Source organism: Phycicoccus sp. Soil802, assembly GCF_001429605.1.
Taxonomy (GTDB): domain Bacteria; phylum Actinomycetota; class Actinomycetes; order Actinomycetales; family Dermatophilaceae; genus Pedococcus.
Map to the genome: position 1 here is coordinate 438,308 of NZ_LMSS01000007.1, position 26,007 is coordinate 464,314.

Genomic DNA, 26,007 nt, shown 5'->3' on the forward strand with positions numbered 1-26,007 from the left:
GTCCTCAGCTGCCATGAGCCAGCGGTGGTGGGTCATCGAAGATCATGGTTTTGGTCTCGAGGAAGGGCAGGAGGCCCTCGACACCACCCTCGCGACCGACACCGGACTGCTTGAAACCACCGAAGGCGATCCCGAAGTCGGTCCGAAAGGCGTTGTGTCCGACGGTTCCCGAACGCAGCTGGCGGCCAACGTCGTATGCCCGACCCACGTCTGTCGTGAAGACAGAGGCGTTGAGGCCGTATGGGGTGTCGTTCGCGATCGCGACCGCGTCCCTGTCGTCCGTCGCCGGTATGACGCTGACGACAGGACCGAAGATCTCTTCCCGCGCGATGCGCATGGAGTTGTCGACGTCAGCGAAGACGGTGGGTTCGATGTAGGCCCCCGCCCGGACATGGGCTGGCCGACCGCCGCCCGTGGCCAGTCTCGCGCCTTGCTCGCGGCCCGACGCGATGAATGACTCCACTCGCTCGCGCTGGTGGGGTCCGGCCAATGGCCCCATCTGGGACTGAGGATCGAACGGATCGCCCAGCCGGATGCTGGAGTAGGCGTCGGCCAGGGCGTCGACGAGCGCGTCGTGGCGGCGCCGGCTGACCACGATCCGGGTCAAGGAGGAGCAGACCTGACCGGTGTTGAAACAACCGCCCGCCGTGAGCGCACGGGCAGTGGTTGTCAGGTCGGCGTCGTCCAGGACCACGGCAGCAGACTTCCCCCCGAGCTCCAAGGTGAATCGCGCGATCCGATCGCCGCAGATGGTCGCAATACGTCTGCCGACAGCAGTCGACCCGGTGAACGTGATCTTGTCCACTCGTGGGTCGCTGACCAGGAGCTCAGACACCTCGCGGTCGGCTGGCACGATGTTCACGACGCCGGGGGGAAGCCCGACGCCCTCGAGGATCTGCCCGAAGACGTGCGCTTCTCCCGACGCCTGAGGTGCCGGTTTGAGGACGACGGTACAACCTGCGAGCAACGCCGGTGCCACCTTGTAGGTGATCTGGGCCAACGGCCCGTTCCACGCCGCGATGGCGCCGACGACACCGACCGGTTCCCTCACCAGGAGGCCGAAGCTTCCCCCGGCAGTCGGGGACCGCGGCTCTTCGAAGGCAAACGTCTCAGCAAGGTCGGCGTAGTAGGTCCAGGCATCGGCGTACTCGGCGGTCGCGCTCTTCGCGTCCGAGTACAGCACTCCGGACTCACGCGGCCACAGCTGGCTCAGGTCCTCGGCTCGTTCGCGGATCCCCAGAGCAATCCTTCGCAGGACACCGGCGCGCTCCAGGGCGGTCATGCGAGGCCACGGTCCGGCGTCGAACGCGACGCGGGCCGCGGAGATGGCCCGCGACATGTCCTCGGCATTGGCGAGGGCGACGGAGAACAGCTCCTCACCCGTGGTGGCGTCGACCACGGGCTCCCGCGCGGAGGAGGACGGCCGTACCCACTTCCCGTCGATGAACAATGAGCCGACGGTCGTCAGGACGTCGATGACGGGGCTTGCCGTGTCAGCCGCCATGGTGAGCTCCCATCTCCTCGCGCCGCGCAGCGCCCTGGCTGGTCGCCTGCCAGCCGGTGGCGTCTGGTGGGGTAGGCCCAGTCTTGCTGGGTGATCCCGGCGACGATGCTCGCGCCGCGAGCACCACGAGCCCGTCCACAGCCACCACCCCCCGTCCCTCTTCCCGGACCAGAAGTGGGTTCACTTCAGCCTCCACGATGTCGAGGTCCTGCACGGAGGCGAGCTGTGACATGGCGGCCACCGCGTCAGCCAGGGCTCGCTTGTCCCCTCGGGGCAAGCCGCGGAACCCCGACAGCACGGCGAGTCCCTGCACCTCGTCGATCATCGCCATGGCATCGTCCGGCCCCACGGGAGCCATGCGTACCGCGAAGTCCTGGTAGATCTCTGCGAGCACCCCTCCCACCCCCAGCACGACCACCGGGCCGAGCTGCGGGTCACGCCGATAGCCCAGGATCACCTCGGCGACGCCAGCTTCCTGCTGTTGCACGAGGATGCCGTCGATGCGTGCGCCCGGATGGCGTGCCAGGACCCGATCGAGGATGTCGGTCGCCGCCGATTGGAGGGCCTTGGCGTCGTCGATGCCCAGCACGACGCCACCGGCGTCAGTCTTGTGGGGCACATCTGCCGAGAGGACCTTGGCCACCACCGGAAAGGCCAGAGGGGCCTCCTCATCGGGTCGCGTGATCACCACGGAGGGTGCGGTGGCGATACCGAGCGCCGAGAAGACTGCGCTCGAGTCGCGCTCGTTCAGGCTGCCGGCGTGGGCTGAGGCGAGGCTTGCGCGCACCGACTCCAGGTCGCCACTGCGCGCTACGTCGGACGGGGGCGACCAACTGGCCCACGCGCGGATCGAGTCGACACATGACTCGGGCGTCCGGTACCCGGCGACACCGCTGCCGTTCAGCCGACGCAGTGACTCGTCGGCGTGCGGGGCGATGAACATCGCCAAAGGCTTGCCGTGGCGGTCGGCGTTGACCACGGGCTCGACCGTGATCTCGGGTTGGAACTGGGCAGAGCTGCCGGCTATCGCCAGCACCAGGTCGCAGTGGTCAGAGGCAAGGAGCTCCTGGAGAACGGGGCCATAGACCTCCGCACGCGTTCCAGCGTGCGTGAGGTCAGTGACACGCGCGTCGCTGATCGAGATGCCCTGGGCATGGAGGTTCGCGATCACCGACTCCGATGGCGGAACCACGTCCACGCCCACGGATCCGAGCCGGTCGACCACGATGCCAGCCCCGCCGCCGGTCGTTGACATGACAGCCACCCGGTGGCGGGTTGCCGGTCGCTGGCCCACGAGCAGCGGAGGAAGCTCGAAGAGAGCTTCCAGGTTGTCCACCCGGAGAATGCCGTTCGCGTGGAAGTAGGCGTCCATCACCTCGTCCGAGCCAACCATGGCGCCCGTGTGTGACGCGGCCATGTCCCGGCCCAGCTCGGAGCGGCCCAGCTTGTATGCGATGACCGGCTTGCCGGCCGACGCCGCTCGCTTGGCAGCACTCGCCAGCCGTGAGGCGTCGCGGACGCTCTCGATGAACAGCAACACGGCGCCTGTGCTGTCGTCGTCCACGAGCAGGTCGACGAGCTCTCCGACCCCGAGGTCCGCCTCGTTCCCGATGGAGACGATGCGAGAAAAGCCCACTCCCCGACCCAGCCCCCGCGACACCAGGCCACCGGTCATGCTGCCCGACTGCGAGATGATCGCCAAGGGACCAGCTGTGATCTCCAGTCGCTCGATGGCCGAGTTGACCGAGAGCGCGCACGACGGCTGAGTGCTGTAGATCCCACTGCAGTTCGGGCCGAGAAGACGGACGCCGCCAGCGCGGGCGATGTCAACCAGCTCGTCCTGGCGCCGACGTCCTTCCGGACCGACCTCCGCGAACCCATCCGTGTAGACGGTGGCAACCGATACGTTGCGTGCGACGCAATCCTCGACGGCGCGCGCCACAGCGTCGACCGGCACCATGATGAAGGCGTGGTCGATCTGACCAGGCGCCTCGAGGAGCGAGGGGTACGCGCGATCGCCGAAGACGTGGTCCCGCCGCGGGTTGATCGGGAGGATCGTCCCGGTGAAGCCGTGTGACCGGAGCATGCGCTGGGGTCGGGAGGTATTCTTCGCCGCGTCACTGGAGGCGCCCACGAGGGCGATCGTCTTCGGCGCGAACAGGGCGTCGAACAGCAAATTGTCCTGGGCCGTCACTGTGTCGGAACCTTCCACTCTGACCGGGCAGGTGGTAGTTGGGTGTGCACCGTCACCGCCCGGGACGCTGGGAGAACCGGCGATTGAAGATGGACTCCGCGATCCGGTTGAGAAGCATCTCGATCGTGCCGCCCGCGATCATCCAGCCGCGGGTGCGCCGGAGGCAGTACTCCACGAGGGTCTCGTCGCTGTACCCCGTGCCTCCCATCACCTGGAGGGACTCGTTAGCGACATCGAAGCCCACCCGATTGCACATGACCTTGGCGATGGCGGTCTCTTCCGGCGAAGGAAAACCGTTGTCCGCATTGACCGCCGCCCGGTACAGCAGCAGCTGGGCCGCGTCGAGCTTGATCTTCATGTCAGCGAACTTCCACTGCAGCCCTTGGAACTCTGCCAGCGGACGCCCGAACTGATGGCGGGTCAACGCGTGCTCTCGGGCCAGGTCGTAGGCGTACCGACCGAGCGCCAGAGACCGGGCGCTGTTGCCGATCCGCTCCACGTTGAATCCGCCCATCTGGTCCTTGAATCCGCCCGGACCGAGCAGCACGTTCTCGGCTGGCACGTAGACATCATCGAAGAACAAGGGATTCCACTCCTCGCCCCCGAGGAAGCGGGCCGGGGCACCGAAACTGAAGCCGTCGGTGCCACGCTCGACAAGCACGGACCCGATGCCGTCCACGCCGGGGCCGAACCGGACGTAGACGAGGAAGACGGAGGCATGGAGCCCGTGGGTCGTGAAGATCTTGGAACCATTGATACGGAAGCCATTCCCGTCCGGCTTCGCCGTCGTTGTCAGATCTGTCATCGCGGACCCGGCGTCCGGCTCCGTCATCGCCACGCAGATCAGCCCTTCCCCACGGAGCAAAGGGGCCAGATAGCGCTCCTTCTGGTCGTCCGTCCCGAACTGGGCCAAAACACGCAAGGCGCCGAAGTTGCCGGCTTGGACCACGTCCGCACTCCGCGGGCATTCAGCGGCGATCTGCTCGATGGCGATCACCGCGTCCATGAGGGACCCGCCAGAGCCACCGTCGGCCTCGTCCACGGTGATGCCGATGAGCCCCAGCTTCGCCATCCGGGTCGCCACGTCAAGGGGATAGTCCCCCGAGTGCGCACGCTCGAGCGCGCCGTCCGCGAGCTCGCGTCGGGCAAAGTCGCGCACCGACGCACGGAACGCCTTCTGTTCGGGCGTGAAGTCAAACTCCATGGCAATCGCTCTCTCTGATGGTTGGCTCGTTGGCGGTCAGTGGGACGAAGAGTCGGCGGGGCGGACCCGGGCAAAGTCGTCGGACGCCAGGAAATCCGCCCGTGTGGCGTACCTGCGCAGGTGTCGTGTTCCGTCCCAGTCGCGGGCGAGCTCCTCGATCACCGACATGTAGGAGTGCCGGAAGGGCGTCATAGGCACTACGGCGACCACCACGCCGACAGAGGCGGGGCTCTCGTAGTAGCTCGCGTTCTTGGTGCCGTCGGGGAGGTGGATCGTGCTGAGCTCGACGAATCCCGCGGACTCGAGGGCCCGGCAGGAGGCGGCGTAGTCCTCCGGCCAGAACTCGAGGTGCTGCACGCCTTCACGCCCCGCGTCGAGGAACTCTCGATACGGGGAAGGCGCATCGTTCGACTGGCTGATGAGCTCGAACTGCGTCTCCCCGGAGTAAGTGAGGGCCAGGGACATCTGCACGTCACTGCGACGTCCACGGTGAATGAAGGTGCGATCCTCGAGGGCATCCTCGATCAAGATCCAGGGACCCACCCCCAGATGCTCGGACCACAGCCGCGCCGCGGCCTCGAGGTCGTGGACGACCATGCTGACCTGGATGCGGCGTCCGAGCAGATCGGGAAGTCCGTTTCCGGTGGTGTTCGTGGTCATGGTTGGTTCTCTTCCTGGGAGGTGAGCCGAATGGCGTGCATCACTGGGTCGACCACTGCGGTGGACGCTTCTCCACGAATGCCGCCACACCCTCACGCATCTCGGCGCTCGACAAGGCGGCGCTCATGGCTTCTTCCGAGAGGCGCCATCCACTGGGAGAGTCCAAACCCAGGGCAGCTCTCATCACCCGTCGGCTTGCGCGCACAGCGCTCGGGGCGTTGGCGGCGATCTCCTCGGCGAGGAGCATCGCGGCGTCGAGAGCCGTGCCCGGCTCTGTGACCCGGTTGACCAGCCCGAGATGGTGCGCCCGGTCGGCATCGACGGGCTCACCGGTCAGGACCATCTCCATGGCGATGTTGAGCGGCAGGCGACTAGGTAGCCTGAACAGCCCGCCGGCGGCCGCCACCAGCCCTCGCTTGACCTCCGGAATACTGAAGGTAGCTGCGGTGGAGGCAACCACCAGGTCACAGGCGAGGCAGATCTCGGCTCCACCGGCCATGGCCGGACCGTCCACGGCAGCAATGACTGGCTTCGTCCTGTCGCGGGCAACGAAGCCGGCAAACCCGCCTCGGGCTGTCCGCAACTGGTCCCGGCGTCCTGCACCGATCTCCTTGAGGTCGGCGCCGGCGCAGAACACAGGGGGCGTGGCGGTCAGGACTCCGACCCAGACCCCGTCGTCGGCCTCAAGCCGGTCGACAGCGGCCTCGAGGCCCTTGGCGACGGCCGCATTGATGGCGTTCCGGGCCTGAGGCCGGTTGATCGTGATGACGGCGACGCGGCCGCGCACCTCGAACTCGACCTCGGCTCCGGACTCACCGGTCGTCAGCCGCGCCGTTTGGCGTAGGGGCGCGGTCATCGCGGTGGCATCCTGATGGCGCCGTCGAGGCGGACCGTCTCACCGTTGACATACGGGTTCTCGAGCAGCGCGACGGCCATGTGCGCATAGTCGTCGGGCGAGCCCAACCGTCGTGGATGCGGGACGGCCGCGGCCAGCGCCTCTCGCAGGTCTGTACGCAGACGGGCCAGCATGGCCGTGTCAAAGGTGCCCGGGGCGATGGTGTTCACACGGATCTGGCGGCTGGCCAGGTCTCGTGCCGCCACCAGCGTGATGCCGTGGACTGCGGCCTTCGAGGCGGTGTAGGCCGTCTGACCCATCTGGCCGTCGAAGGCGGCGATGGATGACGTCAGCACGATTGCGCCTCGGTCCCCGTCCAGCGGCTCATTACCAGCGATACGGGCAGCGGAAAGGCGAAGGACGTTGTAGGTGCCGAACAGGTTGACCCGAACCACCTCCGTGAAGCTCTCGAAGTCGCCGGGATTACCCTCCTTGTCGATGATTCGGAGCCGGTCGCCGCCCCGACCCGCACAATGCACGACCGCGCGGAGAGCGCCGCGAGCCTGCGCGGCGTCCAACGCCTTGCCGAACGCCGCCTCATCGAGGATGTCCGCGGGTGCGAAAGCGGCGTTGCCGCCCAGCCCTCCTGCCGCCTCGGCTCCCCCGGAGCCAGGAAGGTCCACGAGGACGACCTGCGCTCCCCGAGCCACGAGGGCGCTGGCAGTGGCGAGGCCCAGCCCGGACGCCCCTCCGGTGACGAGTGCCGACTGCCCACTGAGATTCACTGTCCCACTTCCTTCTTCGCCCGGATCAGCCTCTGCTGCTCTCGCCGTGCCATCCCTCACGCAACCAGTTCAAGAAGAGTTGCGTTGGCAGTGCCACCTGCCTCACACATGGACTGGAGCCCGTAGCGAAGGCCGTTGTCTTGCATGTGATGCACCAGCCGGGTCATGAGGATGGCGCCGGACGCCCCCAGTGGGTGACCCACGGCGATGGCACCGCCCAAGGGGTTGAGCCGCTTCTCGTCGGCACCGATCTCCGCCAACCAGGCCAGCGGCACCGTGGCGAACGCCTCGTTGATCTCAAAGGCGCCAATGTCCTCGAGGGCCACTCCACTACGTGAGAGCAGCTTGGCCGTGGCGGGGATCGGGCCGCTCAGGACGCTGACCGGGTCGGCCCCCACGGCGACCCCCGAATGAAGTCGAACGAGGGGCGTCAGTCCCAACGTGCGGGCGTGCTCGGGGGTGGTGACGACGACGGCCGCCGCACCGTCGGAGATCTGTGATGAGTTGCCTGCCGTCACCACGCCGTCCTCGTCGAAGACCGGCCGGAGTCCCGCCAGCTTTTCCAGAGTGCTGTCACGCCTGATTCCCTCATCAGTCTGCAGCGCATCGTCGAACGGGACGAGCTGACGGTCGAACGCACCAGCGTCCGTGGCCCCGGCGGCCCTCGAGTGCGACTCAAGGGCGTACTCGTCAACTCGCTGACGTGACAGGCCCCAGGTCCTGGCGAGCATCTCAGCCCCGGGCCCCTGTTCGAACGTTGCATCTGGGTAGCGCCCAGACATCAGCGGACCGTAGGGGTACCCCACAGCGCGGGTGGCGCCGAGAGGCACACGACTCATCGTCTCCACACCACCGGCGACTACGAGGTCGTACCGTCCGGAGATCACACCCATGGCAGCGAACTCGACTGCCTGCTGGCTGGATCCACAGGCCCGGTTGATGGTCACCCCAGGGATGTCCTCAGGCCAGCCTGCGGCCAGCGCCGCGAAGCGTCCCACGTTGCCCGACTGGTCGCCGAGCTGGGTGACGCATCCCCAGATGACGTCATCCACAGCCTCGGGCTGCAACTCCGTCCGTTCGAGGATCCGCCGGAGGACGTGCGCTGAGAGGTCGACGGGGTGAACGTCAGACAGGGCGCCGCCGCGCCGACCCAAGGGGGTTCTGATCGCCTCGACGATCACCGCTTCACGCATGGGATTCCTTTCACCTGTCTCGTAACCAGCTCATCACCGGTTTGTACTCGCGTTCCGTTTTGCCTACAGCCCACCCATGCACAGGTACTTGACTTCCAGGTAGTCGTCGAGGCCGTAGTGCGACCCTTCACGGCCGACGCCCGATTCCTTGATCCCACCGAAGGGAACCGCCTCGTTGGCCATCAGGCCGACGTTGATGCCCACCATCCCGACCTCCAGTGCCTCCGCGACCCGCCAGATCCGACCGATGTCACGGCTGTACACGTAGGCGGCGAGACCGAACTCGGTGTCGTTGGCCGCGAGGACCAGCTCGTCCTCGTCGGTGAACCGGAACAACGGGGCGAGCGGTCCGAAGGTCTCGTCACGGGCTACCTGCGCATCGCTGGTGACGTCGGCCAGGACGGTCGGTTCGAAGAAGGCGCCTCCGGCAGGGTGGCGTGATCCGCCGGTCAGCAGGCGGGCCCCCTTGGATATGGCGTCCTTGATGTGTGACTCGACCTTCTCCACCGCTTGGGAGTTGATGAGGGGTCCCATCGTCACGGCCGGGTCGGTGCCGTTGCCCACGGTGAGCTGCTCGACCGCCTTCACCAGTCGGGTCGCGAACGCGTCGTAGACGGTGTCGTGGACGTAGAAACGATTGGCTCCCACGCAGGCTTGCCCCGTGTTGCGGAACTTCGATGCAACCGCGCCTTCGACCGCCGCGTCGATGTCCGCGTCCTCGAAGACGATGAACGGAGCATTACCTCCCAGCTCCAAGGCGAGCTTCTTGATCGTGCTGGAGCTTTGCTCCATGAGGATCTTGCCCACCCCGGTGGACCCAGTGAACGACAGCTTGCGAACCAGGGGGTTGGTGGTCAGCTCGCGTCCCATGTCCTGCGGATGGCCTGTCACGACGTTCAGGACCCCCGCAGGGATCCCTGCTCGAGCAGCCAGATCGGACAGCGCCAACGCCGAAAAGGGCGTCTCTGTCGCAGGTCGGACGACCATGGTGCACCCTGCCGCCAGCGCCGCTGCCGCCTTGCGGGTCACGATCGTGTTGGGAAAGTTCCAAGGCGTGATGGCGGCACACACCCCGATGGGCTGCTTGATCACGACGACTCTCCGGTCGTGGGCCGGGGCGGGGATCGTCTCCCCATAGGCACGGCGCGCCTCCTCAGCGAACCATTCGATGAACTGGGCGCCGCTGACGACCTCGGAGAGCGCCTCTTTGTACGGCTTGCCCTGCTCCGCGGTCAGGATCCGGGCCAGGTCCTGTTGGTTCTCCATGACCAGGTCGTACCAGCGGCGCAGCAGCCGACCACGCTCCTTGGCGAGCAGGCCTCGCCACGCCGGCAGGGCTGCCTCGGCAGCCTCGACGGCGCGGCGCGTCTCCGCGGCGCCGAAGTAAGGGATGGTGCCCACTTGCCCACCATCCGCCGGGTTCGCGACCGGAACCGTGTCGCCTGAGTCGGCGGGGACCCACTGGCCCCCGACATGACACAGCTCGCGCAGCAGCGTCGGGTCCTCGAGGCCCAGTTGGGCGGTCATGGTGACTCTCCCGGCAGGGCCGGCATGTCCTCAGCGCTCAGCGGGCCTGGCTTCCACGTGTCGTGGAAGTTGGACGGGTATGGGTACCAGATCGCCCGGTACTGCGGAGTCTCCAGCTCGGTCTCCACGCAGATCAGCGTGGGCCGTCGGGAGTCGATCGCCGCCTCCAACGCCGGGGCGTACTCCGACGCCTTCGTGACGTTGACGCCCTCGGCGCCCATTGCTCGGGCCATGGCGGCATAGTCGGGCCCCCACAGCTCTTCCTCACCGATCTTGCGGTAGTCGCACATGGACTCGCGGCCGTAGACACGGAGCATCGTCTCGCGCTCGATCTGCAGCGAGCGGTTGTCCATCACCACCCACACGATCGGAAGGTTCAACTCAACCGCCGTGGGGACGACGGTCGCCCGCATCAGGAATGCGCCGTCACCGAGGAGGGCTATGGCGGGCTGGTCGCCGCTGGCGATGCTCGCGCCCAGGACGGACGCCGCACTCCAACCCATGCGATGCATGAACCCTGAGTGCACCACGTGTCGTGAGGAGGCGGGGAGGAAGGAAGGTCCGAAGCTCAACAGGTGGCCGGTGTCGAAGTGGACCGACGCCTCTGGACACTTCTCAGCGACCACCCTGGCCGTGTCATTGGTGACGCGACCGTAGTGCAGGGGCGCGATGTCAGAGGTGCGGATGGGCTCCGTCTCGGCGATCCATTGGGACCGCTTGGCATCGAGCAGCGAGGTCCACGACGTCTGCTCCTCGACCCCCGCCTCGCGGGCGGCGGCGGTGAGGGCATTGAGCCCCAACCTGGCATCCGAGGTCATGGCCACGGCAGTCGGGTAGGCACGCCCCAGCTCGCTCGTGTCGATGTCGATGTGGATGAGCTTGGTCTTGGTCGGAATGTCGAACAACGTCCAAGCCCCGGTGTCGATGTCGGTGAAGTGCGTACCCACTCCGATCACGACATCCGCGTTCTGGGCGCCGTAGTTCCCCTGCCCTGTGCCGGCCCTTCCAATACAGCCGAGGGACAGCCGATGGTCCTCGGGGAAGGCCGCCTTGCCGGACGGCGTCGTGGCAACGGGGACGCCCGTCGCCTCAGCGAACTCCAGAAGGGCGTCCCAAGCACCGGAGTTCGCGATGCCGCTGCCCACGACAACTGCGGGACGCTCGGCCGCCTTGATGATCTCGATGGCGTCGCGCACGCCTTGGGGATCGGGGGCTGGCGGCCGGTGCATGAGGTATGGCGTCGGATCCGGAAGATCGTCTGGGATCATGGTGTTCTGGATGTCGAACGGAATAGCCATGACGACCGGTCCGGGCCGGCCCGAGTGTGCCGTCTGGTAAGCCCTCAGGAACATGTCGATCGCGGTGTCCGGGCGGGTGACCATGAGGGACTTCTTCGTGATGGGCTTCATCACACCGACCCAGTCCTCGGGCCCGTCGCGGTAGAACTCCTCGATGCCACCACGATCGAACCAGTGCGTTGCACCGACACCAACCAGGATCAGCATGCCGATCGACTCGTAGTAGGCCGTTGCGATGGGGGGAACGGTGTTCATGTTCCCGGGGCCTACACTGGTGGTCACGATGGGAAGTGGCGGCTTCCGCGTGCGACGCCAGTAGCCGTCCGCCAGCTCGATCGCGTGATCCTCACTGCGCACCGCAACGCTTCTGATCTCCGTCTCGTGCACGAGTGCGTCGAGGAGTGCCCAATTGCCGTGGCCATTGAGGCCAAACACCACCTCGGTGCCCATCTGCTCCAGGAGCCGTGCGATGGCCTGGGCGACAGTGATCTGTCCCATGGTTCCGTTCCCTTGTCTCTAGTGTCCAGCGGCGGCGAGCAGCGGTGCCACGGTGGGCCCCGAGGCCCGGCTCAAGCGGTGAAGATGGTGGTGCAGGTCGGAAGTGCTTTGGTCGACGGCAAGGCGTCGACCTTCTGCAGGAGGTCGAACAGCTCTCGAGCCTCGGCCTCGCTGTGCGTCTTGAGCGTGCACTCCCGGAACTTTCCCCAGAGTTGTTCTGTGCTCAGGGGGTCGTTCGCGTGTCCCGGGATCGTGGAGATGGGCCCACTTTCGATGACCTCACCACTACGGAGCGTCATGGTCACCGACTCGGTCGGAGAGAACACGGGGTCACGCTCGTCGTACTCGTCGACCGCAATGAGCTTGACCTTGGGGAAGAACGCCTGGATGTCGGACCGCTGCACCACCTCGTCCGCGAGCTCAGGCACACCCATCTTCCCCAGGATGACTGCGGCTGCGATGCCGTACTGGCCACTGAACTCGGCCTCCCAGCGGGTCTGCGGACGCTCGTAGACCAGGCAGGTCACCTGACCACGACCCATACGAACCTCGACCGACTCGACGTCATCCGGACTGATCGTGCGGTCGGCCAGCATCTTGACCGTGCCGTTGAAGGACCGGTGGAGGAAGTAGCAGGTCGGGTGCAGCTTGATGAGCAGCTTGTGCTTGGGCAGGTACCAGTCCTTGCCGAGCTTGGACTCGGAGGTCAGGTCAGGAGTGCGGTCGGTGGAGTAGGCCATCAGGAAACCCTGCGGATTCTCGATGGCGTCATGACCCGCCGACATCCCGGCGGCCGCCAATCGTGCGGCCTCGAGGCCACCTCGAGCCGCTAGCCCCGCGTGGTAGCCCTTCATCATGGAACCAAAGTTCGAGAACAGGCCGCCGGCATAACTTCCTGCGATCGACACTGCCGCAGAAGCCCGTTCGGCCGAGAGCCCGTGGAGCACTGCGCCCGCTGCGGCTGAGGCCATCGCCCCGAACACCGAAGTCGGGTGCCACCCCTTGGCGTGGTAGCTGCGATCCCGCCGCCAGAGCTCACACCACACCTCATAGCCGGCCACGTATGCCGTGACCATCTGCTGACCGTCCGACCCGAGGACCTCAGCCTCCGCGAGGATGGCCGGGACCAGGACGGCGCTGGGGTGTCCGGACATCGACTGGTCGTCGTAGTCCAGCGAGTGCGCGATGGCTCCTGCCACCAGGGCCGCCTCGGGGGCTCCCACCAACAGCCCAGAGAGGCATGCGCGGGCCTCCGCTGGGCTGTCAGCGGGAATGAGCGCCTTGCGGACGATGGCCGCCACCGGCTCGTCGATTCCAACCATGATCACGCCAATGGTGTCCGTGAAGGCATCACGCACCATGGGAAGGACCTCGGGAGGCAGGTCGGCGTAGGTGATGTCTGCCAGGAACGTGCCGATGTCGGCTGTGAGAGAGCCCACCGATTCTCCTCGTTGCTCAGGGGCCACCCGCCGGCGATGACGTTCTGTTCCACAGCGGATCTCGCTTCTGCTGCTTCTTCTTCGCGGTGCCGGGCGACCAGTCCATACGTATATACGTATGCGTATTCGTAATAACAAGCAGACTATGGCGCCGACGAGGCTTCGTCAAGGTGATGCTGCGGGCTGAGCAGGGCTCCGCTTAGCGGCGACGTCGCGCCGGCTCACCGGGCGGGCGCGGCAACTGACCGCTGGAGGCGTCAGGGGCCCTGTCGGCCCGGTTCAGCCAACGGGCCGGGCGCCCAGCCAGCTGCTGGCAGCGTTCGACGGCGATGGAAGTCCCCACCCGCGAGGCCGAGTAGATGGAGTCGAGGATCACGGCGGGGTGGCTGCTGCAGCCCCCTCAACATCTCCGGGAACGTAGTCACCGCGCTGCCGATCTCGAACGCCCTGCAGTTGGACAGCCGCCCCTGGGCGATGACACCGAAAGCGGGCGGCGCCGCAGTCAGCCCGGCACCGCGACAGGCAACGTTTCCTCCATACCGCTCACCTGAGAACGGCCGGCGATACGGTACGCGAGCGGCGAACTCAGGTGCGCTTGGGAGAGCTCAGGCTTGCGGCTACGGCCCGGACATCCTCAGATATCTCAGCGATGCGATCTTCCATGCGCGGTCGGGGTCCAGCGATGGCGACTGCCATCGTGACCGGTGCAAATCCCGCAATGATTGGACTGGCGATTCCGACGTGTCCGGCGATGGTGTCGCCGATGTTCATCCCGATCTTCGTCTCACGGATGGACGCCAGCTCTTCCTCCATGGCGGCCTGGTTAACCTCGCCCGGCGTGGCGCGGCGCACATAGCCGCTCAGTCGCTTGGGCTCCATGAAGGCGAGGAAACACTTGCCCGAGCTCCGTGGCCAGAGCGGCAGTCGCTGGTTCCGTCGCGGCGCGGCGCGAATCAAGGAGTCTGGCTCGACACTGTCGAGGTAGACCAAGGAGTCGCCCACGAGGGTGGCAAGCATGGTGGTCTCGTTCCATCTTCCGGACAACTGCTCCAGCGCGCGGTGATAGAAAGACGGTACGGAGGTCGGCCCCACCGCCATCAAGGTTGAGATCGCCGGTCCGGCGAGGTAATGCGCACGCTCCTCGCGTAGATAGCCGGTTGCGACCAAGCCTTTGGTCAGGCCGTGGATCGAAGACTTCGGCGCGTCCAGCGCTGTTGCGATCTCGCCCAGTCTCAAGCCCTGCGGGTCACTTGCCAGGACGAGCTCAAGGATGGACATGACGCGGGCGACCGTTCGATGCTCGGCCGCCGGCAGCGAAGCTGCGCTGGACATCTTGGGTACCTTCCTGGTGTCGTACCGTGGACCGTCGATTGTCACAGCGCTCGCCTAGGACGATGTGCGAGACACGTTGATTGTGGCGATTCTCCGGTGCCGGCCCTTGCGCCCGTGGCTTGCGAGGTCTACTGGCCGACAGTTGATGGGCAGGTGTGAGGTTCTTCGACCAGCCGGGAAGCTGGCAATCTTCAGCATAGCGGACGACCGTGTCCAAAACCGAACACCAAAGGCGGACCGCCTCGGCGTGGCCGACCTTCAGGACCCCCCGCGGTGGCGCGACTCTGGAGGCGCCCGCTGGTCGGGTGCCGTCCGCTAGACGTGCCCCTTGCCACCGATCCGCCCGACCAGGAGCGCGAGCAGGATGACGACTCCGTAGATGGCGTCGATCCAGAAGGATGAGACCTGGGCCAGCGTCAGGACGTTGGTGATGGCGCCCAGGAGGAGAACGCCGCTGAGGACACCGAGCACCGTCCCCTTTCCACCCTGCAGGCTGACCCCACCGATGACCACCGCGGCGAAGGCGCTGAAGATCATGTTGTTGCCCTGGTTGGCGGTCACGGCGCTCGTGATGCCCGAGATGACGATGCCCCCCAGGGCCGCCAGTGCGCCGCCGACGACGAACACGCCGACACGTATGCGGTCGACAGAGATGCCGGATGCCCGTGCCGCTTCCAGGTTTCCGCCGATCGCATAGATGGAACGGCCGATCCGGTGATAGCGGAGGAAGCCGCCGATGACCAAGGAGATCGCCCCCACCAGCCAGACCGACACAGGGACCCCCAACCAGTGGGTGTTTCCCAAGTAGGTGAAGGAGTCCGGCAGTGGTGAGACGGTCCGGCCATTGCTGAAGCCCAGTGTGAGCCCACTCACGACGATCAGCATGGACAACGTCACCATGAAGCCGTTCAGGCCCACCTTGACGATGAGCATCGCGTTGAAAGCCCCGATTCCAGCCCCGAGTACCAGGGCGATGACGAAGCCGAGGAAGGGGTTCAGGTTGGCGCCGACTCCGCCGAACTCCGACGGAACCATGAGAAGACCAGCCAGCATCGGGGCGAATCCCACGGTCGACTGCAGGGACAGGTCGAAGTTGTCGGTCAACAGGATCAGCGTCAGTCCCAGGGACAGGAGCGCGAGTGGCGCCGAACTGCCGGCAATGTTGTCAACGATGTTCGACGGGTTCAGGAAGACTGGGCTCACGAAGGCGCCTGCGACGAATGTGGCCACCAGGGCGGGGAGCAGGAGCAGATTGGCAGGGAGCTTGAAGCGCAGTCGCGCTCGCATCGGCGCGTGGCCGTCCTTCGCGTCCGACGGCGTTTCCTTCGTGATCACGCTGTGCATCGTCAGTTCCCTTCACTCATGGCGGCCATGATGGTGGAGTCTGAGGACCCACCGGCCAGTTCTGTAGACAGGCGCCCGCCCACCATGACGAGGATGCGGCCGCAACGCTTCAGCTCCTCCTCGTCGTCGGAGATGATCAGGGCCGCGGTTCCTGCGTTGCAGGCGGCGGCGACCGCGCCGAACAGGGACTCTCGCGAAGCTATGTCCACTCCGGCCGTCGGGTTGTCCAGCACGAGCAGCTTCGGTCGCGAGGCCAGCGCCCGGCCGAGCACGACCTTCTGCTGGTTTCCCCCGCTCAGGCTGGCGACCTGCTGGGCGGGAGAGGACGCCACGACATCGAGCTCGGCGGTGATGGCCGACACCATCTGGTTGCGCCGACGTTCGTCCACGAAGCCGAAGCGGCTCACCCTCTTCAACACAGCCATCGCCAGGTTGTCGGTGATGCTCATGCCCGGAACGAACCCGTCGAAGTGACGGTCCCCGGATATGTAACCCACGCCGGCGTCAAGCATGGTGCGTACCTTCGTCGCGTTGACCGGCTTCCCCTCGATCTGGATGACTCCCGATCTGGGTGGCGCCAGACCGGCCAGCACTTTCCCCACCTCTTGGTTGCCGCTGCCCTTGAGCCCCGCCAGCCCAACACACTCACCGGGACGGATCGCGAAGCTGACTCGGTCGAGCAGTGAGGTGGTCAGGTCGCGAACCTGCAGGACGTCTCGAGGGGCGCCGTTCGTGCGCCCACGCGTTCCATCGATGACACCGGCGAAGGAGACGGCGCCGCCACTCATCGCTTCCGTCAGGTCAGGAACCGTGATGTCGCTGGCTGCACGAGTCCACACGTTCTTGCCGTTACGCACCACCGTCACCGTGTCGCATACCTCCAGCACCTCGTTGAGGTGATGGGAGACGTAGACGAACGAGATGCCTCGAGAGCGAAGGAGCCGAATGTGCTCCATCAACACGATGGCTTCTGCCCGTCCGAGCTTGGCCGTCGGCTCGTCGAGCACGATCACCTTGGGGCCCAACATCATGATCCGCAGGATCTCGAGCAGCTGTTGCTGTCCGATGGTGAGGCGACCTGCCGCTGCATCCAGGTCGACTGCTATCCCCCATTCCTGCAAAGCGGACGTTGCTCGCTCTCGCATTGCCGACCAGTCCACGACGCCGGCCCCTCGAACGATGGGCGCCCCGAGGAAGAGGTTCTCGAGGACCGAGAGTTCGCGGGCGATCATCGGCTTCTGGAAGACAGTGCCGATGTGGGTGCGCCAGGCTCCCACGTGGCCGGCCTTCGGGGCGACGTCCTCCGAGAAGCGGACCTCACCACTGTGGGGATGCAGGAGTCCGCTGATGACCGAGACCAAGGTCGACTTGCCGGCGCCGTTGCGTCCGATGAGCCCATGCACCTCGCCCGGCTGGACGGACAGCGTGGCACCATCCAGCGCCACGGTCTTGCCAAAGCGCACCGAGACTCCAGTCGCCTGCAAGGCAGGCGGCCCAGAGAGGTCAACGTGGGTCACGGCTACTCCTATGCGCCTGGGTGGTTCTTGTTCGTGGAGCCTGGCCTCCCTCGGCGCACCTGGTGGATCGATGCGCCGAGGGAAGTGTGGTTGAGGCGTCCGTGTGCGGATTCCGCCACGGGCTGAGAGGGTGCCTCAGTTGCCGGCCGCCAGATTGCCCCAAAGGTTGGGGTCGCCGACGTTGTCCTTCGTGACCGTGTCACTGGGGACGAAGTTGGTGAAGAGCCCATTGACGTTCTTGACCGGCCCGTGGTCGGTGTCGCCCTCCTTCTGCTTGACGCCGGCCAGGGCGTCCTTGATGTACGCAGCTCCGTACTTGGCGTACTTGTCCAGAGGCTGGGAGATGGAGACGTCGAGCTTTCCGTCCTTGATGCCCTGCAGACCTGTCGGCGAGCCATCGATGCTGGCCGTGAAGATGTGGCCGGGCTGACCGGCAGGATGCGCCTTGCCGAGACGGCCGAGCACGGACCAGACGGGCGTCAGGTAGAGGGTGTCTGTGGCGAGGTAGATGCCATTGATGTCCGGGTGTGCGGTCAGCACGGTCTGCGCGATGCTGGCAGCCTTGGCAGAGTCCCAGTCGGCCACCTCGTTGTAGAGCTTGACGTTTGGGTAGTCCTGCTTCATGCAGTTGGCGAAGCCCTGCTGACGCTGGAGGCCGCTGGAGTTCTTGAGGCTTCCGTTGATCATCAGCACCTCACCCTTGCCGCCGATGCTGGTGCCAAGCTCCTTGCAGGCCCTCGCCGCCATATCGACGTTGTCGGCTTGAACGAGCATGTACACCTCGCCACCTGCCGGCGCGCTGTCGATCGCCACGACGGGGATGTTCTTCTTGTTGGCGAACTCGATCGCCGGGATGATCGCTTTGGTGTCAACGACGTTGATCACGAGGCCCTTGGCGCCAGCTTGGACCATCGACTGCATTCCGGTGAACTGCTTCTGGGAATCCTGGTTCGCATTGTTCTGAATCACCTTGAGCCCTTGACCCTCGGCATCCTTCAGGAACAGCTTGCTGAGGGTCACCTGGAAGGGCTCACTGAGTGAGAGCTGGGAGTAGCCAATCGTCTTGTCCTCGGCCCCTGCAGCACCCGATCCGCCACCACCGCAACCCGACAGCGCCATTGCTGGCACGACCGCTGCGGCGGCTGCCAATGCCCACTGCCGGGCGTTCAGTCGAATCATGTTGGACTCACCTTCTCGTTCGTTTGGCCTGCCGCCGAGGCACCTCGGGGCAGTGGTTCTTGCATCTCTGGCGCCGCCCAGCGGCTGGAACGGTCGTGTGCAGGCCACTTCGGCTGGCCATGAGAGGCAACGAGCGGCAGCCCTACGTGCTGGTTCACGCGCACCCACGGCTCGTGCTGCGCCCTTGGGGGCTTCCCGCGTGCTGCGGCAGGCAACCCAAAGCGTTCGTAATATCGAATGTCGGAACGATATTATAAACGGCACTGGGTGTCAAGAGTTTCTTGCTAAGCCCTCTGGGGAGAGGCGCGACGCGCACGACGACCTCCCGGCACTCGAGGCGGGAGGCCGGCGCCAGAGGCCGCCGGGCAGCAACAAAGGACGACAAACGAGGCTCGCGCCTGGCTCGTCAGCCGCCGCTAGGCCGGACCACTCGTCCGGACCGTGGGTTACTTCGCTCCGGCACCGGCGTCCACGGGCAAGGCCGCACCACTGATGTAGCGCGCCTCGTCACTGGCCAGGAACAGGACTGCGTTGCTGACGTCGATCGGGTCGACCCAAGGAATGGGCATCGCGTTCTGCCCCTTCATCGCTTCCCGAACGTCCGCCTGCGCCGGTTCGTTCACGCCGGGCACGAAGAGGCGCCACAAGGTCGGGTGCTGGATCATCGGCGTGTCGACGTTGGTGGGATTCACGGAGTTGACCCGGATGAAGTGTGGGCCGAGTTCGATCGCGAGAGCACGCATCAGCCCTTGGACCCCATGCTTGGCGGCGACATAGTGCGCGAGGTTCGCAACGCCCTTCTCCGAGGCCAACGAACCCGTGAACACGATTGACCCGCCCTTGCCCGCCTCGATCATGTGGGGCACGCACGCGCGGGCAGTCAGCCACGCCCCCGTCAGGTTGATGTCGATGAGCTCGCGCCATTGCGCCTCGGCCAGCTCCCACGCGCGTCCGAACTCTGCGATGCCGGCATTCGCCACGACCACATCGAGACCTCCCAGGACCGATATCCCATGCGTGACGGCTGCCTCTAGTGCGCCCAGGTCCCGCACGTCCAGCTGCCGCACCACGACCCGCCGACCGTGCCGGCGCACGGCCTCGGCAGTCTCTTCGAGGTCGGCCAAGGTAGGCGGTTCATAGGAGGTAACCGTGTCGATACGGTCACAGATGTCGACGGCGATGATGTCAGCGCCCTCTTCGGCGAGGCGGATGCAGTGGCTGCGTCCCTGCCCTCGGGCGGCACCCGTGACGAGGGCTACTTTTCCGGCTACTCGTTGCGACATTCGTACTCCCGGGGGTTGGGCGATTCATCCAGATCCGTCAGCATCCTGTTGACCTCTACGGCTTGCCCGCCCCTGGCGCGTCCACCTCGACCGCCTCGATGAATCCAGCAATGTCGTCCACCTTGATCCGCTCGAAGTCGGTGTCGGCGGTCAACAGGAACAACGTGCGGCGATCTGGGCCACCCAGTGCAGGCGCAAGCGCCCATCGCCCGGGGGTGGGGATGCGGTGGGTGATTCGGCCGCCCTCGACGACCCTGACGAACTCGTGCGTGAAGCACGAGCCCATCCACACGCCACCTTCCGCGTCCAAACAGATTCCGTCAGGATTGGTCCCCGGCAGGTGCGCCCATTCCCTGCGAGGTCCGAGAGAACCGTCGTCTCGTCGGTCGAAAGCCGAGATCGCGTCTCCGTAGGTCTCGGCCACCAGGAGGACACCGCCGTCTGGAGTGACCGCCAAGCCGTTGGGCATTTCGAGACCCGTTGCGACGACACGACTTTCGCCTTCAGGTGTCGTGAGGACGATGGCCCCCGGGCCGGGTGGTTCGTTGGCGAGCAGGTCATGGCCCAGCGTGCCCGTGTAGGTGAACCCGTCGTCGGCCGTGACCAGGTCATTCACCCAATAGCGCGAGACGGCCCTGAGGTCCGCAAAGGGCTGCAACGGCTCGTCGCCCTGGGGCAGCTGCCAGATCATGCGAGAGCGCTGTTCCGAGACCAGCCGCCTTCCGTCCGGCAGCTCACCGAGCCCGGAGGGGCCTTGATCCATCTCGACGATGGTGGCGAGCTCGGATCCGTCGGCTTTGACGGTGTGGAGCTTGCCGCCATAGACGTCAGAGAAGTACAGCCTCTCGTCCCACCACCTCGGCGACTCAGGAAACTTTAGCCCGGCCGCGATCCGTTCGGGGTGCAGGTCGTTCACTCGCTCTCCTCGGATCGGGCACACGTGCCTCCTTGGCGGCGGCATTCTCCGCCCGCGCACATGGGCAATCGTCTGCTTTCGTAAATAAGTACGCCTGTACGCTATGGCGAAGAGTGTGTAGGGTCAAGACACGGCCGCCTCATTCCCGGCCGAAGAGCACCTGCGTCCCGGTGATGTAGCTTTCCAGGCCGATGACACCAGCGAGCTGCAGGACCTCAAGGATCTCGCCAGCGGTGGCGCCGTGCCCCAGGGCGTTTCGGATGTGGCGCCGCAGCCCCGGCTCGAAGAGGTGGTTCACGGTGGAGTCGATTCCGATGCACACCAAGGTTCGATCCTTGGGCGACAGCGGCCCGCCCCTCCAGGCCTCAGTGGAGAGGCGGTCGAGCGCCGCTGAGTAGTCGGGGATGAGCTCGGCGATCAGATCGCGACGTTGTTCCCAGAAGCCCCGCGATGCGATGAAAGCGTCCTTGGCCGCTTGGTACGCCGGGCTCGGGGCAGTGCGCTCGGCGACGACTCCCGCCGCCTCGAGCTCTTCGTCCAGGATCGGCACGGACGTGTAGAGAGCGTGGTTGGCCAGTCCGACCACGGTGAAGACCACATCGATGACTTCGTCGTGGGTCGCTCCGGCCTTTAGCGCCCGTTCGATGTGGCGTTCCACACCTGGGGCATGAAGGGACGCTGGCGACGCGTGGATGCCCACGAGGACTAGCTCCCTCATCCGGCGGTCCAGGTGGTGGCCGGTCATGGACGCCCGCCAGTACTCCGAAGCGGCGCTCAGAGCACGCGCACGCCAGGCGCTGGCGCCCAACTGGTCGGCCTCGCAGGTTTCGTACAGCAGCCGCTCGAGCGAGTCGGGCTCTCCTGCTGGTGACACTTCCCTTGCTGCTTCGTGTGCTGACATCGTCCCTTCCCATCCACAACCGACCATGCGGGTCGTTCGCCGCGACGTCGACGTCGCAATTGGTCGCGGTCACACGAGCGTTCGCGCGAACTCTGCCCTGAGTCCGTGAGACCGCGTCTCCGTGTACGAAGCCATGCCTTCGATGCCGGCCTCACGCCCGATCCCGCTGTTCTTGAATCCGCCAACGGGAGCTTGCAGGCCAACAGGGTTGCCGTTGATCTCCACAACGCCGGTCCGCAGCTGAGATGCGACACGAAGCGCTTCCCTCTCGTCCGCTCCGAAGACCGCTCCGCTGAGGCCGTACGCCGAGTCGTTGGCGAGCTGGATCGCCGCGTCAACGCTGTCGTAGGTCAGAATCGCGACGACGGGACCGAAGATCTCCTCTTGGGCGATCCGCATGGTCGAGTCGACCTTCGAGAACACGGTGGGCTCCACGAACCAGCCCGTGTCGAGTCCGACCAACGAGGCACCGCCAGCGACCACCTCGGCCCCTTGGGCGTGTCCGGAGGCGATGAAATCCCTCACGACGGTCTGTTGGCGCCGGGTCACCATCGGGCCGATCTGGGTCTTCGGATCCCTCGGGTCGCCCACCGGCATCGATTCGACAAGGCCCTTCATCCTGTCGACGAACTCGTCGTGTAGCTCGACGGGCACGATGAGGCGAGTCTTCAGGCTGCAGATCTGACCGTTGTTGCGAAATGAACCGAGTCGGAGGGATTCGACTGTGGCGTCAAGGTCGGCGTCCCTCAGGACGATCGCTGCCGACTTGCCTCCCAGCTCGAGCGTGACGCGGGTGAGGTTGTGGCCGCAGATCGACGCGATCCGTCGGCCGGCGAGAGTAGAACCCGTGAAGGCCACTTTGTCGACAGACGGGTGGGCGACGAGGTATTCGCTGACGTCGCGCTCAGCACACACGATGTTCAGCACTCCGCGTGGAAGCCCAGCCGCATGGAAAAGGCCGGCCAGGGCCAAGGTGCTGAGTGGCGTTTCAGGCGCAGGCTTGAAGACCACCGTGCAGCCAGCAAGCAGGGCCGGGGCGAGCTTCTGGATCGCAGCGATCAAGGGAACGTTCCATGGCACTACGGCGGCCACCACCCCGAGCGGCTCCTTCGTCACCAGGGCGCTTCCAGAGTCGGTGATGCGGACGTCGCGGAAGGGAAAGTGGTCCGCCACATCGAGGTACGCATCGATCAACCCCAGGGGGGCTCCGAGCTGGATGGCCTTTGCTTGCGTGATGGGACAGCCCATCTCGTCGGTGATGAGCTCCGCGAAATCGTCCCGAAGGAGTTCGAGCTCGGCGCGGACACGTCGGAGCACCTCGCCTCGTTCCGCCACCGTCATCCGTGGCCACGGGCCCTGGTCGAACGCCACCCTTGCAGCATTCACGGCTCGGTCGACGTCGACCGTCGACGCATGCGGAACCGATCCGAGGACTTCTTCCGTGGTCGGAGAGACCACGTCGATGGAACCACGCCCCGTCGGCTCGACCCACGAACCGTCGATGTAGAGCGACTCGTAGCTTCGTTCCAAGCTCATGTGGTCAGTCTCCTCGGCGCTAACGTTCGAATTTCCGAATGCTTGTACGTTATGAAGAACGCTGATCTCTGTCAAACGACTGCGTCAAGCGCCCCACCAAGGTCGAACCCCACGACCACCCCACGGCGGCCGCATTCAGCCTTCTGCGGCCTACACCTGTGCGTCACGCAGGGCCCGAAGTTCGCCGAGAACCTCGTCCGGCACCTCCACGAATCCTTCGGATCGCGCGCGGTCGCGCCTCTTCGAGCTCTGCTCACCCGGTATGCGTACCGAGGCGGCACCATCCCGGAGGTAGTCGATCAGGAGGTCGAGACGGTCCTGGAACTCTCCGGGTGCGAGAAAGGTGTCGGCCCGTACGAGAACGAAGATGTAGCCGTGGTTCGCCGCCTCGTTGGGCAGGGCGGCCCCACCTGCCAACACACCGAGCGCCGCTACGGCCATGGACAACGCAAAGCCCTTGTGGCCACCCCACGGAAGGATGGCTCCGGCCAGTGCCGCCTGCGGGTCGGAGGTCTCACGGCCGAGCCCGTCGATGGCAGCTCCCGGTGGAAGTTCCTCACCTGTCGCTGCCGCGAGGCGTACCGCACCCTCGGTGATGGCGGCTGTGGAGAAGTCGACAGTCAGCTCGCCTTGGTTGGTGGGAAAGGAGATGCAGAAAGGGTTGGTGCCCAGCACCGGCCGCGTGCCACCCGGCGCTGCCACCGCCGCAGACGAGCTATTCGTGTGGATGACGACGTGTCCCGCTCGGGCTGCTTGTTCTGCGTAGTACCCCAAGCGACCGCTGTAGTAGGCGTTGCACGCACCCACGATGACGACCGGCTGATCGCGCCCCTTGGCGATCCCCAGCTCGATTGCCTTCTGACAAGCGATGTATCCCAGGCTTCCCTTGCCGTCGACCCACGCTGTCGTTGCCGTTTCGCGGATGACCTCGGGGTCCTCGAGCACCCCACCGGTCAGCTCGCCGATGCCCTCCAACAGGGTCGGGATCCGCGGCAGTCCAGCAAATGTGTGGCCGGTGCAGTGCGCGTCGACGAGGTGGGCCGCCACGACCTCCGCACCCTGCCGGGAAAGGCCACCGCCCCTGAGTACCTCTACCGCAAGGTCGAAGGCCTCACTGATGGGCATCTTCATGTTGGTCGCTCAGCGTTCGAGTTCTTCGAGCCACAACAGAGCGCGCGCGACCGGGAAGATGACCGTCGACCCGCCGAGTGGGACCACCACGGCTTGCTTAAGGGCTGCCATCGGCACGTCGGCGTCCAGGAGCCGCTTGGCATGGATCTTGAAGGAGTCCTCGTAGCCGGCGCTGGCCAAGTTGGAGATCATGATCAGCTCGCAGGTGACCCGGTCGAGAGGTCCAGAGTCCAGGAGTGCGTTCCTGAGGGCGCGGAAGGCCTCGCCGGCCTCGGCCGAGACGCTCCCCAGGTACTCAGAGGGGGCCTTGCTCAAAGATTCAGCCATGGTTCCAGATGCCTTCCTGCAGCGGGAGTGCGTTTCTGCGGTCACGCGTGAGACGACCGACTGCTTCACCCATCGAGCAGCTGTCGGGCCGAGGCGGCCGCCAAGCGGGCCCGATCGACCAGAGGAAGCGTGGAGCGGGACAGCGACGGGACTTCAATACTGGCAGGTAGATCAGCAGGAAGGGCGCGGAGCAGCGCATCCAGTGGCAACTGCCCCTCACCGGGGAACAGGCGGTCTTGTCGAGCCTCCGCGACCAGGTCCTCGGGGGGGTCGGCGGGTCCGTCGCACAGCTGGATGCAAGCCAGGCTCCCCGGTTCGAGCGACGCAAGGTCGTCGATCACGCCGCCACTCCTGAAGAAATGCAGGGCATCCAGGGTGATGCTGACGTTCGATGAACCTGATGCGGCGATGACTCGTGCAGCGTCCGCCAGGGTGCGCAGGCCACGAAAGGCCATGAACTCCAGCATCAGACCCATGTCGTACTTCGCAGTGAGCTCCCCGATCTCACCCAGGCGTTCGACCAGCACTGGCTCATCCTCGGGCCGGTAGTCCTCCAGCGATAGAGACGTGGCTGCCAGCCACCGAGCGCCCAGTCCCGCCGCGAACTCGAGGACGGCCTCCACCGACCCGAGATCGATCCCCGGCGAGACCCTGATGACCTCGATGTCGAAGACCTCCAGCCCGGTCTCAGCAACGCGCTTGGAGATCTGGTCCTGCAACGCCCGATCGGCCATCACGTCCACGTCGGTGCTGAGCGAGGGCACCACGCGCAGCCCGGTGGACTCAAATCCCGCTGCCAACGCGGCATCGAGGTGCTCGAGAGGGCTGCACGGCAAGAGGGTCGAGGGAGAGAGTGAGAGTCGGCGCATCATTGCCCTTACTGTCATAGTTCTCTTATACGAACTTGTGAACCGTATTGTGAACAGCTACCGTCGTCAAGCAAGTGCCTGCGTCCTGCGCCAGGCAAGTCGGAGCCCCAAGGAGTGGAGATGCTCGGAGCGGACGCCGCCGTGAGAAACAGGCTGGCCGAGATTGCCCACGCCGCTGATGATGGTCGAACGGACGACTACATCGACATGTTCACTGAGGACGCGGTGTGGCAGGTCCCGTCGGGTACCTACGTCGGCCGCCAGCAGATCCACGAGGTCCTTGCTGCGATCGCGCCCACCAGCGCACAACGTCATGTCGTGGTCAACACCGTCATGCGCGAACATGATGACCACATCGCCACCATCAGTGACTTCGTCTTCCTGACCCATGCCGAGATCGGGTGGACGGTCGCAGCCGTGGGTCGGTACCACGATGAGTTCGTGGCGCAGGACGGCGTATGGAAGCTGAACCGCCGTGTCGTGCGCGACCAGGTGCCCGCCGCATACATGCCCGCGCGTTGACCATGCGCGCCTT

22 protein-coding genes are annotated in these 26,007 nt (G+C 65.8%); 1 reads left to right on the plus strand and 21 read right to left on the minus strand.

Annotated elements, in window-relative coordinates; genetic code table 11:
• Positions 1 to 4: 4 nt before the first annotated feature.
• From ASG91_RS18945 to ASG91_RS19045, 21 genes are all read right to left on the minus strand, one after another.
• Positions 5 to 1,504 carry an aldehyde dehydrogenase gene (locus ASG91_RS18945; RefSeq protein WP_056924169.1) on the minus strand — a complete coding sequence of 500 codons (1,500 nt, stop codon included), beginning with the start codon at positions 1,502 to 1,504 and terminating at the stop codon, positions 5 to 7.
• Positions 1,494 to 3,716 carry an acetate--CoA ligase family protein gene (locus ASG91_RS18950; protein WP_371262066.1) on the minus strand — a complete coding sequence of 741 codons (2,223 nt, stop codon included), beginning with the start codon at positions 3,714 to 3,716 and terminating at the stop codon, positions 1,494 to 1,496. The genes ASG91_RS18945 and ASG91_RS18950 overlap by 11 nt, the downstream gene beginning before the upstream one ends.
• 34 nt (positions 3,717 to 3,750) lie before the next feature.
• Positions 3,751 to 4,902, minus strand: coding sequence for an acyl-CoA dehydrogenase family protein (locus ASG91_RS18955; protein ID WP_056924171.1), 1,152 nt, complete (start codon positions 4,900 to 4,902; stop codon positions 3,751 to 3,753).
• Positions 4,903 to 4,938: 36 nt separating this feature from the next.
• Positions 4,939 to 5,562, minus strand: coding sequence for a VOC family protein (locus ASG91_RS18960; RefSeq protein WP_056924172.1), 624 nt, complete (start codon positions 5,560 to 5,562; stop codon positions 4,939 to 4,941).
• 40 nt (positions 5,563 to 5,602) lie between these two features.
• Positions 5,603 to 6,418 (minus strand): crotonase/enoyl-CoA hydratase family protein, encoded by an 816-nt coding sequence (locus ASG91_RS18965; RefSeq protein ID WP_056924173.1) that lies wholly within the window; start codon positions 6,416 to 6,418, stop codon positions 5,603 to 5,605.
• Positions 6,415 to 7,242: an SDR family NAD(P)-dependent oxidoreductase gene (locus ASG91_RS18970; RefSeq protein WP_371262067.1), complete on the minus strand. Its 828-nt coding sequence runs from the start codon at positions 7,240 to 7,242 to the stop codon at positions 6,415 to 6,417. The genes ASG91_RS18965 and ASG91_RS18970 overlap by 4 nt, the downstream gene beginning before the upstream one ends.
• Positions 7,239 to 8,375 (minus strand): thiolase family protein, encoded by a 1,137-nt coding sequence (locus ASG91_RS18975; protein WP_056924175.1) that lies wholly within the window; start codon positions 8,373 to 8,375, stop codon positions 7,239 to 7,241. The genes ASG91_RS18970 and ASG91_RS18975 overlap by 4 nt, the downstream gene beginning before the upstream one ends.
• A 63-nt stretch (positions 8,376 to 8,438) precedes the next feature.
• The gene (locus tag ASG91_RS18980; RefSeq protein ID WP_056924176.1) at positions 8,439 to 9,902 is read right to left on the minus strand and encodes an NAD-dependent succinate-semialdehyde dehydrogenase; all 1,464 of its coding nucleotides are present in this window, start codon (positions 9,900 to 9,902) and stop codon (positions 8,439 to 8,441) included.
• Entirely contained in the window at positions 9,899 to 11,698 is a 1,800-nt protein-coding gene (locus ASG91_RS18985) for a thiamine pyrophosphate-binding protein (protein WP_056924177.1), read from the minus strand. Before ASG91_RS18985 ends, ASG91_RS18980 begins: the two co-directional genes overlap by 4 nt.
• A 71-nt stretch (positions 11,699 to 11,769) precedes the next feature.
• The gene (locus ASG91_RS18990) at positions 11,770 to 13,137 is read right to left on the minus strand and encodes an MmgE/PrpD family protein (protein WP_056924178.1); all 1,368 of its coding nucleotides are present in this window, start codon (positions 13,135 to 13,137) and stop codon (positions 11,770 to 11,772) included.
• A 585-nt stretch (positions 13,138 to 13,722) separates the two neighbouring features.
• Entirely contained in the window at positions 13,723 to 14,469 is a 747-nt protein-coding gene (locus ASG91_RS18995; protein WP_056924179.1) for an IclR family transcriptional regulator, read from the minus strand.
• 315 nt (positions 14,470 to 14,784) lie between these two features.
• On the minus strand, positions 14,785 to 15,804 hold the full coding sequence (locus ASG91_RS19000; RefSeq protein ID WP_200961362.1) for an ABC transporter permease: 1,020 nt from the start codon (positions 15,802 to 15,804) through the stop codon (positions 14,785 to 14,787).
• Positions 15,805 to 15,815: 11 nt separating this feature from the next.
• Positions 15,816 to 17,330 carry a sugar ABC transporter ATP-binding protein gene (locus ASG91_RS19005; protein ID WP_082594330.1) on the minus strand — a complete coding sequence of 505 codons (1,515 nt, stop codon included), beginning with the start codon at positions 17,328 to 17,330 and terminating at the stop codon, positions 15,816 to 15,818.
• A 135-nt stretch (positions 17,331 to 17,465) separates the two neighbouring features.
• Positions 17,466 to 18,509, minus strand: coding sequence for a sugar ABC transporter substrate-binding protein (locus ASG91_RS19010; protein ID WP_082594331.1), 1,044 nt, complete (start codon positions 18,507 to 18,509; stop codon positions 17,466 to 17,468).
• A gap of 446 nt (positions 18,510 to 18,955) precedes the next feature.
• The gene (locus tag ASG91_RS19015; RefSeq protein WP_056924182.1) at positions 18,956 to 19,792 is read right to left on the minus strand and encodes a mycofactocin-coupled SDR family oxidoreductase; all 837 of its coding nucleotides are present in this window, start codon (positions 19,790 to 19,792) and stop codon (positions 18,956 to 18,958) included.
• Between the two features lie 55 nt (positions 19,793 to 19,847).
• The gene (locus tag ASG91_RS19020) at positions 19,848 to 20,708 is read right to left on the minus strand and encodes an SMP-30/gluconolactonase/LRE family protein (RefSeq protein ID WP_056924183.1); all 861 of its coding nucleotides are present in this window, start codon (positions 20,706 to 20,708) and stop codon (positions 19,848 to 19,850) included.
• Positions 20,709 to 20,847: 139 nt separating this feature from the next.
• Positions 20,848 to 21,366 (minus strand): carboxymuconolactone decarboxylase family protein, encoded by a 519-nt coding sequence (locus ASG91_RS19025; protein ID WP_162257557.1) that lies wholly within the window; start codon positions 21,364 to 21,366, stop codon positions 20,848 to 20,850.
• Between the two features lie 312 nt (positions 21,367 to 21,678).
• Positions 21,679 to 23,145: an aldehyde dehydrogenase gene (locus ASG91_RS19030; RefSeq protein WP_056924185.1), complete on the minus strand. Its 1,467-nt coding sequence runs from the start codon at positions 23,143 to 23,145 to the stop codon at positions 21,679 to 21,681.
• A 150-nt stretch (positions 23,146 to 23,295) separates the two neighbouring features.
• Entirely contained in the window at positions 23,296 to 24,276 is a 981-nt protein-coding gene (locus ASG91_RS19035; RefSeq protein WP_056924186.1) for an Ldh family oxidoreductase, read from the minus strand.
• Positions 24,277 to 24,285: 9 nt separating this feature from the next.
• Positions 24,286 to 24,591, minus strand: a complete 306-nt coding sequence (locus tag ASG91_RS19040; RefSeq protein ID WP_157606430.1) for a carboxymuconolactone decarboxylase family protein — start codon at positions 24,589 to 24,591, stop codon at positions 24,286 to 24,288.
• Between the two features lie 77 nt (positions 24,592 to 24,668).
• Positions 24,669 to 25,475, minus strand: coding sequence for a sugar phosphate isomerase/epimerase (locus ASG91_RS19045; protein WP_056924188.1), 807 nt, complete (start codon positions 25,473 to 25,475; stop codon positions 24,669 to 24,671).
• 117 nt (positions 25,476 to 25,592) lie between these two features.
• On the opposite strand from ASG91_RS19045, the gene ASG91_RS19050 reads away from it, so the two are divergent.
• Positions 25,593 to 25,994, plus strand: coding sequence for a nuclear transport factor 2 family protein (locus tag ASG91_RS19050; protein WP_056924189.1), 402 nt, complete (start codon positions 25,593 to 25,595; stop codon positions 25,992 to 25,994).
• Positions 25,995 to 26,007: the final 13 nt, after the last annotated feature.